Origin of the sequence: Campylobacter sp. 7477a, assembly GCF_014892335.1 — a bacterium.
GTDB lineage: Bacteria > Campylobacterota > Campylobacteria > Campylobacterales > Campylobacteraceae > Campylobacter_A > Campylobacter_A californiensis.
The window spans coordinates 38,486-50,521 of record NZ_JADBJH010000001.1; the positions used below are offsets into that span (position 1 = coordinate 38,486).

The 12,036-nt window shown below is 37.3% G+C and carries 11 protein-coding genes; 1 reads left to right on the forward strand and 10 read right to left on the reverse strand.

All coding sequences use genetic code 11. The features are described from left to right. Positions 1–9 precede the first annotated feature (9 nt). From CCAL5182_RS00220 to mltG, 10 genes are all read right to left on the reverse strand, one after another. On the reverse strand, positions 10–495 hold the full coding sequence (locus CCAL5182_RS00220) for a flavodoxin domain-containing protein (protein ID WP_336609946.1): 486 nt from the start codon (positions 493–495) through the stop codon (positions 10–12). A gap of 55 nt (positions 496–550) precedes the next feature. Further along, positions 551–1,102, reverse strand: a complete 552-nt coding sequence (locus CCAL5182_RS00225) for a 2-oxoacid:acceptor oxidoreductase family protein (RefSeq protein ID WP_336609947.1) — start codon at positions 1,100–1,102, stop codon at positions 551–553. Further along, complete coding sequence (locus tag CCAL5182_RS00230; protein ID WP_336609948.1) at positions 1,099–1,944, reverse strand: 2-oxoglutarate ferredoxin oxidoreductase subunit beta; 846 nt, start codon at positions 1,942–1,944, stop codon at positions 1,099–1,101. Before CCAL5182_RS00230 ends, CCAL5182_RS00225 begins: the two co-directional genes overlap by 4 nt. Further along, positions 1,934–3,061: a 2-oxoglutarate synthase subunit alpha gene (locus tag CCAL5182_RS00235; protein ID WP_336609949.1), complete on the reverse strand. Its 1,128-nt coding sequence runs from the start codon at positions 3,059–3,061 to the stop codon at positions 1,934–1,936. The genes CCAL5182_RS00230 and CCAL5182_RS00235 overlap by 11 nt, the downstream gene beginning before the upstream one ends. Continuing rightward, positions 3,062–3,367, reverse strand: coding sequence for a 4Fe-4S binding protein (locus CCAL5182_RS00240; RefSeq protein WP_169971722.1), 306 nt, complete (start codon positions 3,365–3,367; stop codon positions 3,062–3,064). It lies immediately after the preceding gene. Beyond that, a complete protein-coding gene (sucD, locus tag CCAL5182_RS00245; protein ID WP_336609950.1) occupies positions 3,351–4,250 on the reverse strand; it encodes a succinate--CoA ligase subunit alpha in 900 nt (299 codons plus the stop codon). The genes CCAL5182_RS00240 and sucD overlap by 17 nt, the downstream gene beginning before the upstream one ends. Before the next feature lies 1 nt (position 4,251). After that, positions 4,252–5,427, reverse strand: coding sequence for an ADP-forming succinate--CoA ligase subunit beta (sucC, locus tag CCAL5182_RS00250; protein WP_336609951.1), 1,176 nt, complete (start codon positions 5,425–5,427; stop codon positions 4,252–4,254). After that, on the reverse strand, positions 5,427–6,317 hold the full coding sequence (locus CCAL5182_RS00255) for a lactate/malate family dehydrogenase (protein ID WP_169935915.1): 891 nt from the start codon (positions 6,315–6,317) through the stop codon (positions 5,427–5,429). Before CCAL5182_RS00255 ends, sucC begins: the two co-directional genes overlap by 1 nt. A 3-nt stretch (positions 6,318–6,320) precedes the next feature. Next, on the reverse strand, positions 6,321–8,504 hold the full coding sequence (locus CCAL5182_RS00260; protein WP_336609952.1) for an NADP-dependent isocitrate dehydrogenase: 2,184 nt from the start codon (positions 8,502–8,504) through the stop codon (positions 6,321–6,323). Between the two features lie 72 nt (positions 8,505–8,576). Continuing rightward, complete coding sequence (gene mltG, locus CCAL5182_RS00265) at positions 8,577–9,521, reverse strand: endolytic transglycosylase MltG (protein WP_336609953.1); 945 nt, start codon at positions 9,519–9,521, stop codon at positions 8,577–8,579. Here mltG and CCAL5182_RS00270 point away from each other — a divergent pair. After that, positions 9,469–12,036: a YhdP family protein gene (locus tag CCAL5182_RS00270; protein WP_336609954.1), complete on the forward strand. Its 2,568-nt coding sequence runs from the start codon at positions 9,469–9,471 to the stop codon at positions 12,034–12,036. The genes mltG and CCAL5182_RS00270 overlap by 53 nt on opposite strands.

Here is a 12,036-nt window from a genome sequence, read left to right on the forward strand (position 1 = left end):
TAGCATGGTTTAAATTTGCTCTTTTAAAGCAATGACCCATTTATCTATGCGAGCTTCATACTCTTTGTCACCTTTTGTATCAAGCGCAAGTCCTATAAATTTGCCATTTATAAAAGCCGAAGAGCTATCAAATTTATAGCCATCAAGTTCACTTTGTCCTATCAAAATAGCATCTTTGATGCAAGGTAAGAAATCAACCACTCCGCTTACAAAGCTATCAGCGTGTCTTTCTTGGTTGCCTACGGCTACTATCGCGACTTTTTTGCCTTTTAAATTCGCCTCTTTTAGTTCGCTTAACTTGTTTTTCCAGTCATCGTGCAGTTCGCCAAAACCATAGCTTGAACTAGCTAAGATCAAAATGTCTTGCTCTTCAAAGACAGCCTTAGTTACTTCATTTACAGGCAAAACCTTGGCGTTTAGTTTCCCACCAAGATACTCGCATGCTTTTTTAGTATCGCCTTTGCCTGTTGCGTAAAAAATAGCTACTTTACTCATTTTATTCCTTTTGATAAATTTAGAGTATTTTACTCTTTTTTGTATTAAAGTTTAACTAATTCATCACTTCTTTTGCGTATTTTATCCCTAGATCATACGCTTTAGCATTTGCTTCTTGCACCTTTTTTGGCACGTGAGATAGCATACTTGCTTTTACAAGCTTGTTATCCAAGCAACCGCTCATTTGCACCGCAACTCCAAGCGCTACAACGCTTTGAGTGATAACGTTTCCAACTTCGTCTTTAGCGATAGAGATGATAGGAATTTCATAAATTTTCCATTTTTTTAAATCATCTTGGCTTGGTTTTACAAGGTTTGGTTCTACGACTATGATACCGCCCTCTTTTACTCCGTCTTTAAAAAGATCATAACTTTTTTGTGCGGTTGCTAGCATAAAGTCTATCTCGCCTTCGTTTGCATAAGGGTATAAAATTTCATTTTCATCAAGGATGATATCAACCTTTGTCGGTCCTCCGCGAACTTGAGAAGTATATGTGGAAGCTTTTACGCCATATCCGCTGTCTTCTATCTTTGCTGCGGCTAAAATTTCACCAGCCATTATAACGCCCTGCCCACCGACACCGACAAATCTAAGTTGAGTTTTCATACTATCTCCTCAAAATTTATCTTTGTACCGTCTTTAGCGGCTGCGATAACTTTCGCATAGGCTTTTGAATACTCGGTTTTAGTTTCATCTTTATGTAAAACTCCGAGCGGAAAAAGTCCTTTTTGCTCATTTTTGCTCATTTGATCAAATTTGATTTTGTTTACACTTCTTTCTTTGATCCACTCAAGCATTTTTACGGCTTCGCCCATTTTATTTTTACGACCCAAATTTACATGACAGTTTGAAAATACATCAAAAAAACTATATCCGTCGTGCTTAAAGCCTTCAACAAAAAGTTTCGTAAGTCTTTCAGGTTCTATAACGCTTCCTCTTGCAACAAATGTTGCTCCGGCTGCGATGGCTAAATTTGTTGCATTAAAGCTAGGGTCGATGTTGCCAAGTTGAGCTGTAGCCGTCCAAAATCCTCTTGGAGTAGTCGGGCTTGTTTGAGAATTTGTAAGTCCATAGATAAAGTTGTTTATAAGGATATGGTTAAGTCCGATATTTCTTCTGCATCCATGTATGGTGTGGTTGCCACCTATGGCAAGACCGTCCCCATCACCTGTTACAACGATAACATGTTTGCTTGGATTTGCTAGTTTTATACCTGTAGCATAAGCTATGGCGCGACCATGTGTAGTATGAACAGTATTACAATTTACATAGCTTGAAAATCTTCCGCTACAGCCTATGCCTGAAACAACACATACGTCATTCATGTCCCAGCCTAGCTGATCTATCGCCCTAATGACACTTTTTAAAATAACTCCGTCCCCACAGCCCCAGCACCAAAGCGTAGGCATTTTATCAGTTCTTAAATAATTATCGTAATTAAATGCCATAGCACTCTCCTATCTTGGCTTCTATCTCACTTGGAGTGAGTGGTCTGCCGTTTGCTTTTAGTAATTTTTGTGTTTCTTTTTTTATGACTTTTTCGATCTCGCCACTGTATTGACCTAAATTTAACTCGCAAACTAAAATTTTATCAAATTTGTCGGCAATTTCCTTTAATGCGTTTTTAGGCATCGGGAAAAGCGATATAGGTTTCAAAAGCCCTACTTTTAGTCCTTTTTGACGTAAATTTAGTATAGCTTGTTTGGCTGCAAGAGCGACACTTCCGTATGCAATGATACAAATTTGAGCGTCATCTAACATAAATTCTTCGCTTTGTTCTATCTTATCCGTGTGTAAATTTATTTTATTAAACAGCCTGTTTATATTATACTCAACGATATTTCCATCTTCCGTAGGAAAGCCAGTTTCTCCGTGATGAAGACCTGTGATATGATAGCGGTAGCCTTTAAAGAAAGGATTTAGCGTTGCAGGAGCGTCAAATTTAGCGGCATAAGGCTTGTATGAGCTTGGATCTCCTTTAAATTCATCTCTTTTGTAAATTTCAAGTTCGTAAATTTCAGGCAAACTTACCTTTGCCTGCATATGCGCTACCGTTTCGTCAAGAAGCAACATAACTGGTGTCATAAAACGTGCGGCTAGGTTAAACGCGTGGATGGTTTGAGTATAGCACTCAGCCAAACTCGAAGGCGCTAAAACTATCATATTAACATCGCCGTGAGTTGGGTTTTTAGCTTGTAAGACATCGCCTTGTGCCACACGAGTAGGAAGTCCCGTAGAAGGTCCGCCGCGCATAACGTTTACGATAACGATAGGAATTTCAGCTATAAAACCCAAGCCTATCTGCTCTGCTTTTAGAGAAATTCCGGGACCTGAGCTTGCTGTCATTGCTTTTGCACCGCTCATAGCCGCTCCAAGAGCCACAGATATACCCGCTATCTCATCTTCCATTTGTATAAATGTTCCGCCATTTTGCGGCAACAAAAGACTTAATTCGTGTGCTATCTCACTGCTTGGGGTTATGGGATATCCGCCAAAAAAGTTACAACCGCACTCTATGGCAGCCATAGCTACGAGCGAATTTCCCGTTGATACTATCTCTCTCATCTACGCCTCCAGCTTTTGAAATTTATTTTCTTTTACCAAAAGTGCTCTTTCTTTGCTTTCTGGCGTAAGCTTGGCAAATTTATATCCTTTATCGGCAACATAAATCGCAAAATCAGGACAATGTAACTCACAGTCGCGACAACCTATACAAGACTCAGGATGAACTACTTCGATTATCTTACCAAGCACTGCAGAGATTTCTATACGCATACCAAGAACTCCCGCGGGACAGTTGCTCACGCAGATATCGCAAGCCTTACACCTGCTTTCATCAACCCAAACGGGCACATCATCTCTTATGATCATAAAATTTTCCTTCATTATATATTTGTTTTAATTTTTCACATATTTTGGCAGGATTTGTAACCGTATAAGCACCGACACTTTCAAGTATCTCAAATTTGGCTCTTGCGCTTGCGTTCTTTGAATTTATAATGGCTCCAGCATGTCCCATTTTACGCCCTTGCGGTGCACTGGCTCCTGCTATGAATGCAACAACCGGCTTTTTTAAATTTCTTATGATGTCTGCTGCGTTGCTCTCAAGTTCGCCACCGATCTCGCCTATCATAACGATAGCTTTTGTATCCTCGTCTTTGTCAAACTCTAGTAAGATTTCATCATAAGCCATACCGATAACAGCGTCTCCACCTATGCCAATCGCACTTGATATGCCAAAACCTTGGGCTTTTATCTGATTTGCGGCTTCATATGTTAGAGTGCCTGACTTGGAGATGATCCCGACATTTATCTTGTCTTTTTCAAAGACGCAACTAGGCATTATGCCAAGTTTACACTCGCCTGCGCTTATGATGCCCGGCGAATTTGGTCCGATTATCTTCATACCGCATTTTTTTGCGTAGGTTTTTGCCTCTAGCATATCAAGAACAGGCAGATATTCTGTTATAACAACGCAAAGCCTTATGCCTGCATTTGCCGCCTCGATGATCGCATCTTTGCAAAAATTCGCAGAAACAAACACCATGCTAACATCAGCGCCAGTAGCCTCTTTTGCCTCTTTTACGGTGTTATAAATTTTAACCCCAAGATGGGTTTGCCCACCTTTAAAAGGGGTAACTCCGGCTAAAATTTGCGTGCCGTAGTCCAAACAGCTTTGAGTATGAAAGCTACCTTCCTTGCCCGTTATGCCTTGGACTATGACTTTTGTGTTTTTGTCTATAAATATACTCATGTCATAAGCTCGTTTCTTTGGCAAGTTTTACGGCTAGCTTTGCACCATCAAGCAAATTTTGACTTGCATGTAGCCCTTTTAAGGCAGACTCTTTTAACATTTGCATGGCTTCTTTTGCATTCGTGCCGTCAAGCCTAACAACCACAGGCACGTCTAGACCTATCTCTTTACATGCTTTTATCACACCAGAAGCGATACGGTCGCATCTTACTATGCCGCCAAAAATATTTACGAAAATCACCTTGACGTTTTTATCTTTTAAAATGAGCCTAAAAGCCTTTGCCACACCGTCACTTGTTGCACTTCCGCCAACGTCTAAAAAATTTGCCGCATCTGCGCCAAGCTCTTTTATGATATCCATAGTTGTCATCGCAAGCCCTGCACCGTTTACAACGCAACCAACACTTCCATTAAATTTTATGTAATTTAACTTTTGCTCTTTGGCTTCATTTTCGCTTGGATCAGCTTGAGACGGATCACTTAGAGCTAAAATTTCAGGATGTCTAAAAAGAGCACTATCGTCAAAACTTATCTTTGCATCAAGCGCATAAATTTCATCATCTTGCGTTAAAACAAGCGGGTTTATCTCTATTAAATTTGCGTCTTTTTGAATATAAATTTGATATAGTTTTAAAATCGTTTCATGAAGTTTTAACGCTAGTTCTTTATTGATGTCAAGAAATACCACAAGCTCTTGAACGTGAAACAAGCAAAGCCCTATCTGCGGATCTATACTTATATTTTTTATAAGATGTGGACTTATTTGTGCAGCTTCTTCTATACTCATGCCGCCGTTTTTTGAAACGATCAGGCTGATGCTCTCGTTGTTTCTATCAAATGTCAAACTTAGATAAATTTCTTGTTTAAATTTAATAGCCTCTTCGATGTAAATTTTTTCAACAAGCATTCCGTCTTTTGAAGTTTGCTTGGTTATAAGGCGAGTGTTTAGCATACTAGCCACCCACTCTAACGCCTCTTGTTTGTCTTTTGTTATCTTCACACCACCGCCAAGTCCACGACCACCTGCATGAATTTGCGCTTTTAGGATAAATTTATCTGTTTGCAAAACATCTAAAGCCTCTTTGGTCTCATTTAAATTTGCAACTAAAATACCGTTTGCGACATTTATGCCATAGTCTTTAAAAATCCGCTTGGCTTGGTATTCGTGAATGTTCATTATAAATTTTCTTTTAAGAAATTTATGTTCTTTCTGATCTCGTCCTGACTTGCGTTTAGCTCATCTAAGTCTTCTTGATCCAAATTTAGCTCTAAAATTTCGCCAACCCCGTTTTTGCTTAGTTTTACCAACCTACCGCAAGAAAGATCATCGTCTAAGATCACACTTGCGCTAACAATCTCGCCTTTTTGATCTTTTATCTCTTCACACATCTTTACAACAGCTGCCGCAGGAGCGTAATACGCCGAAGTTCCGAGTAGTTTTACTATCTTTGCTCCACCTGTTTTTGTCTCGTGTTTTAAGACTTCAAAGTTTTCTTTGTTTAAATTTACATTGATATTTTTATTGGATATGACCATTTTATCATTGTGCGCTCCAACAACTTTTGTTCTAAGCTCACTCATATCTTGTGATAAAATTTGAGCAAGCTCAAAACGACATCTTGCGCCGTCCAGCTCGCCAGCCATACCCAAAACACGACTTTTATCAAAGCCGCTAAACTTACGTGCAACCCAAACCATAACATCAAGCGGGTTTGTAACGACGATTATTATCGCATTTGGAGCAAATTTGGCGATATTTTCGGCGCTTGACTTTACTACTAGAGCGTTTTTAATAAGCAAGTCTTCTCTGCTTTGACCATCTTTTCTAGGGCTACCTGCCGTAACAACAACTATATCGCTGTTTTTAACTAGCTCAAAGTTATCCGCGCCGACGACTTTGGTTTTAGCACCAAACACACAGCTTGCTTGCGTTATGTCGATAGCCTTCGCCTTTGCAACATCATTAAAAATATCAACAAGTGCGATCTCATCACAAACCTCTCTCATGCAAAGAGCGTAAGCTATGCTTGCTCCGACATTTCCTGCTCCGATTATACTTATCTTCATTTTTTATCCTATTATTTTATTTAGTGTTTGACTAGGTCTCATGATATTAGAACTTTTTTGCTCATCCGGATAAAAATATCCACCAAAATCAACTCCATCCCCTTGAATTTCGCAAAGTTCATTTAAAATTTTAGCTTCGTTAGCTAGCAAATCATCTGCTAAATTTGTAAATTCTTTGCCAAGTTCACTATTTTTAAGCTCTTGCGCCCAGTAAAGGGCTAGATAGTAGTGGCTCGCTCTAGTGTCTGGATTTTTAACTCCCATTTGTGGTGATTTGTTATTTTTTAGGTATAAATTTACGGCACCATCTAGTGTTTTAGCTAAAATTTTAGCGTTTTTATTGCCTTTAGAATTAGCAAGATGTTCTAGCGAGGCTATGAGAGCTAGGTATTCGCCAAGACTATCCCAGATGAGATGGTTTTGCTCAATTAGCTCTTTTACTAGCACAGGTGCAGTTCCACCCGCTCCAGTCTCAAACATACCTCCTCCGCAAAGCAAAGGCACGACAGATAGCATTTTTGAGCTAGTGCCAAGCTCTAGTATCGGGAAAAGATCAGTTAAATAGTCACGCAAGACATTCCCTGTAACGCCTATAACATTTTTACCCTCTCTTATGATGTCAAGGCATTTCTCGCATGCTTTTTCATAGTTTAAAATTTCATACTTTACGCCTGCATTTTCAAATTTCAAAAGATCTATTTTTGATTTTAAATTTCTATCGTGCGCTCTGTTTTCATCAAGCCAAAAAACTAGCGGTTCGCCTGTTATCTTGCCTCTATTTAAAGCTAGGTCTATCCAGCTTTTTATAGCATCATCTTTTGCTTGAGTCATGCGGAAGATATCGCCGCTTTGCACATTAAATTTAAATACCTCTTTATCGTCTTTATCAACTACGATAAATTCTCCATCATCTTTTGCAATGAAAGTCTTATCGTGACTGCCGTATTCTTCAGCTTTTTTAGCCATTAAACCGACATTTGAGACGCTTCCTATTTTGGTGACATCAAGTGAGCCTTTTTCTTTTAGGTTGTTTATGCAAGCTTGATAAAGAGTGGCGTAAGTTTTGTCGGGTATTATCGCTAAAGTCTCTTTTGGTTCGCCGTTTTTATCATACATTGTTCCAGAATTTCTTATCATGGCAGGCATTGAAGCGTCGATTATCGTATCGTTTGGAACGTGAAAATTCGTAACACCTTGTGCGCTATTTACCATCGCAACACTTGCCGATGAGGTAAAAATTTCATCAAATTTAGCTTTGATCCTGTTTTGATCTGTCTCTTTTAGAGTTGAAATTTTAGCAAAGATATCTTTTAAACCGTTGTTTTCATTTATCTCTAGGCTTTTAAAAATTTCACCAAACTCATCAAATGCTTTATTAAAAAAGATCTTTATCGCATGACCAAATATAGCAGGATCGCTTACTTTCATCATCGTAGCTTTTAGATGTAAGCTTACCAGTAAGTCATCATCTTTTGCGCTTTTAAAGGCATCTTGATAAAATTTATCAAGCTTTTTTACACTCATAAAACTAGCGTCTATTATCTCATCTTTTAAGATTTCAAGCTCTTTTAGTTTTGTCTTCTCACCATTTTTATTTATAAAATTTATTGTATAAACATCATCTTTTTTACTGATGACAGACTCTTCGTTGGCGTAAAAATCCCCATCTTGCATGTGTGCTACACGAGTTTTTACATTTTTATCCCACTCGCCCGTGGAGTGTGGATTTGCCCTTGCGTAGTCTTTTACCGCCTTTACACAGCGCCTGTCAGAGTTGCCTTGTCTAAGGACTGGATTAACCGCGCTTCCAATTATCTTTGCGTATTTTTTTGCTATCTCTTCATCTTCTTTTGTTTTTATCTCATTTGGATATAACGGTAGATCAAAGCCTTTGCTTCTAAGCTCGCTAATGGCAGCATTTAGTTGAGGAAGTGTTGCTGAAATATTTGGAAGTTTTATGATATTTGCGTCAGCACTCTTTGTAAGCTCTCCTAATAGCTCAAGAGCGTTTTCGTGTTTATTAGCTAAAATATCACTAAATTCAGCCAGTATTCGTCCTGCTAAAGATATATCTTTTTGTGATATTTTTATGCCTGCCTTCGATAAAAAACTTTGCAAAATAGGCAATAACGAATAACTCGAAAACAACGGGGCTTCATCCGTCTTAGTCCAAATGATCTCACTCATATTTATTCCTTGGTTTTTTATAAATTTATCGTTTTTTTGTTAAAAAACAATTATAAAATAAAATTTTAAACACTACCTACCTATATTTTGATTATGTTCGGTTAAAGTTTTTGAAAATTTATGTTTTTTTGTTCTTTTATCTCTTACAAAATACAAATAATCACTACTTGCGGGGCTTATCGCCGCTTTTATCGCATTTATAGAAACTGAAGAAACCGGGCTTGGCGGAAGTCCGTCGTTTAGATATGTGTTAAATTTGCTCATGTCAGTGCGTATACGCTCCGGGGTTATCGTCTTATGAGAGTAGATACCATAGTTTAAAGTCCCGTCCATTTGTAGTCTCATGCCCTTTTTTAGGCGGTTGTAGATGACAGAGCTAACAAGAGGCATTTCGTCATTACTTGCGGCTTCTTTTTGGATAACTGAAGCGATGATTAAAAACTTAAACCATTTTTTTTCATCATATTCACCAAAAATTTTCATACTAAGGTCTTGATGTGCTTTTTTTGATGAATTTACAAGATAGTAAGCCAGGTGTCTTTCGCTGATGCCAAGCGGGATTTTATATGTATTTGGCATGATAAAGCCGTCAGGAAGTGGAGATATCGCGTTGTATTCGGCATTTAAAATTTGCTCGTTTAAGCCAAGTTCTTTTGAAATTTGGTTTAAAAATATCACAGTGGTTTCGCCTGGGATCAAAGTTATGTCCTTAAGAGCGGCTTTTGCTACTGTTAACTTGCGTAAAAAATCAATCCTGCTTAACTTAGTGCTTTGCATATTTATCCAGCCTGATTGTGGTGATCCGATAAATATCAGTGCGTATTTGTCGATACTACTTAGGTTAAAGTTACGGTTAGATAAATAAGATATAATTTCACCAACACCGCCTTTTGGGATAAAAACGACTTCGCTTGTATTTATAGGACGTGTTAGATATATAAAAATACTTAGGAAAAATATAAGTATGGCATCAAAAAAAATAGCTAAATATGGGTTTTTTATAAAATTTTTAATCATCTTTGTTCTTTCTTTAGTCTTGCTCTTAAAATTTGGAATTAAGGTTGAAAACCTCGAATTTGACGAGCTTAGAATAGAACAATTATACATAAAACTCGATAAAAAACTAATACTTAGAGCAAAAGAATTAAAATTTCCTCAGCTAAAAGTGCAGAAAGAGGAAAAGACCTCAGGTAATTACCTAATCGATGTTACTCAAAGTGCCAAATGGCTTGATATGCTTTTTCAAGAAATTTCACTTCACAGCTTAAAGATCGGAGACAATGAACTTAAAATTTTATTTGAAAACAACTCCTTTTTTGTGGGCAACAAGCATTTTGGGCTAGATGTTAAAATGCAAGAAAGAGAAGAAGCCGGGGTTGATAACTTTAACATATCAAACCTTGCTTTTAAGGACTTTAATGTAACCTTGTCTGGCTTTGGAAGTGCTGATATCAAAAAACAAAAATACGCATTTTCTGGAAGTTTTAATTCGTTTGAGATAAACGGAAGGATTGATTTTACGCTTGTAGATGGGATTTTAAGATATAAAGCTTATGACATTAAGGCAAATTCTTTGCGGGATTTTATGAATGATCTTGATTTGAAATTTAACTTAAACGAGGATGTTAAAAATTGGATCTACGGCTTTATTATCGCACAAGATTACAATATCAAAGAGTTAAATGGCAAGGTGGATTTAGAAAATTCGGAATTTTATCTAGATGATCTTAATGCCACAGCCGTTGCAAAAGGCCTAAAGGTAAAATTTGAAAAGAGCCTAGAGGCGGTTGATGTAAAAGAAGCGAGCATAAAACTTAAAAACTCAAATTTATACTTTGATCTTTTAGAGCCGGTATATAAAGGTCGCAAACTTGACGGCTCAAACCTTGTTATCTATAATATTTTTGACGAAAAAGAGGCTGGAATTTTACTTAATCTAAAAACTCGCTCAATGTATGATAGTGTTATAAATGATATTTTAAAAGCTTATGATATAAAAATACCGATAAATCAAACAAGTGGGAAAATGGACGCCACACTATTGCTTGATATAAATTTCGATACGATAAACGTCATCGCAAATGGCGATTTTAACGCAACAAATGCGGGCATAGACATAGCGGGAGCGAAATTTAATGCTAAAAATGCCGACATAAAACTCATAAATACAGACATACTAAAGATCGATGCAAAGAATTTTGGTCTTGAGTTTTTTAACAGCGACGCAAGAGCGAACATAGACATCAATAAAAGTGTCGGCGATATAAGAGCAAATTTAAAAAACCTTGATCTTGGCTCAGATGATGCTAAAATTTTAAGCCTCAAAGATGAAAAAATACAAGCAAAGCTTGACTTTAGCGGAGATGATACAAAGCTTAATATATTAAATTTCGACCTAAATTTAAGTTTTGGCGATGAGAATAAAATACAAACAAACAACGCAAGTTTGATCAAACACTCGCCACTTTTAAACCAGATCGGCATAAGTGATTTTAGAGACTTTACGCTTACTACGAAGGATTTTAACACTCTAAACATAGACGCAAACGATCTTAAATTTAACCTGCCTTTTTATCATAAAGACGGTACTAAATACGAAGTAGACGACTTTAACATCGATGTAAACATACAAAAGCTTACCTCAAAAGGTCGCTCAAAAAGCGGACTTATCAAATTTAACACAAAACAAAGCGATGTAAATATCACAACGCAAAATCTAAATCTACAAATAGACACAAATGAAACAAACGATCAAGAGAGGCTTTACGCACTTAATTTATACGCAAAAAATGCCGACGTAACGATAAAAGATCTAAACAGAACACTTACGTTTGACAACTTGGAATTTTATGAGAAAGCCGACGAGATGATAATTAGAGGTTTTCCATCAAACGGGCGTTTTGGATTTGTCAAAAATAACCAAAAAATCGACCTTGACGCCACAGGGATAAGCGGTGAATTTGTTAATCAATTTTTTGGATTTAACAGCTTTGAGAGTGGAAATTTTAGGCTAAAGATACTTGGGGAAAGCAAGGATTTATTTAAGGGTGAGGCGAGATTTCACAGTGCTTACATTAAGGATTATATATTTTACCAACAGCTTTTAAGCTTTATAAACTCCGTTCCTGCGCTTTTAAGCTTTAAAACGCCTGATTTTAACGATAAAGGCTTTACGGTAAAAAGCGGTAAAATTTTATTTGAAAAAGATGGCTCTTTGATAAAATTTATAGCAATAGACATCGAAGGAAGCAGTGCCGATATCGCAGGAAAAGGCACGATAGATCTTGAAAGTAAGGTGATAAATATCGATCTTGAGCTTAAGATACTAAAAGACGCAAGTAATATCATCGATAAAATTCCTGTAGTCAATCAAATCATACTTGGCAAAGAACGCTCGTTTTCAACGCTCATCACTATTCGCGGAACAACGCAAAAGCCGGAGTATTCGACTCAAATTTTACAAGATACCTTGCTTTCCCCGTTTAATATCATAAAAAATATTATAGAGGCTCCGTTTTTGATTTTTGATTGA

Coding starts and splice junctions, on each gene's coding strand:
- CCAL5182_RS00220 (WP_336609946.1), bottom strand. CDS start 495: ATGAGTAAAGTAGCTATTTTTTACGCAACAGGCAAAGGCGATACTAAA.
- CCAL5182_RS00230 (WP_336609948.1), bottom strand. CDS start 1,944: ATGGCATTTAATTACGATAATTATTTAAGAACTGATAAAATGCCTACG.
- CCAL5182_RS00255 (WP_169935915.1), bottom strand. CDS start 6,317: ATGAAGATAAGTATAATCGGAGCAGGAAATGTCGGAGCAAGCATAGCT.
- sucC (WP_336609951.1), bottom strand. CDS start 5,427: ATGAACATTCACGAATACCAAGCCAAGCGGATTTTTAAAGACTATGGC.
- mltG (WP_336609953.1), bottom strand. CDS start 9,521: ATGATTAAAAATTTTATAAAAAACCCATATTTAGCTATTTTTTTTGAT.
- CCAL5182_RS00235 (WP_336609949.1), bottom strand. CDS start 3,061: ATGAGAGAGATAGTATCAACGGGAAATTCGCTCGTAGCTATGGCTGCC.
- CCAL5182_RS00240 (WP_169971722.1), bottom strand. CDS start 3,367: ATGATCATAAGAGATGATGTGCCCGTTTGGGTTGATGAAAGCAGGTGT.
- CCAL5182_RS00260 (WP_336609952.1), bottom strand. CDS start 8,504: ATGAGTGAGATCATTTGGACTAAGACGGATGAAGCCCCGTTGTTTTCG.
- sucD (WP_336609950.1), bottom strand. CDS start 4,250: ATGAGTATATTTATAGACAAAAACACAAAAGTCATAGTCCAAGGCATA.
- CCAL5182_RS00225 (WP_336609947.1), bottom strand. CDS start 1,102: ATGAAAACTCAACTTAGATTTGTCGGTGTCGGTGGGCAGGGCGTTATA.
- CCAL5182_RS00270 (WP_336609954.1), top strand. CDS start 9,469: ATGGCATCAAAAAAAATAGCTAAATATGGGTTTTTTATAAAATTTTTA.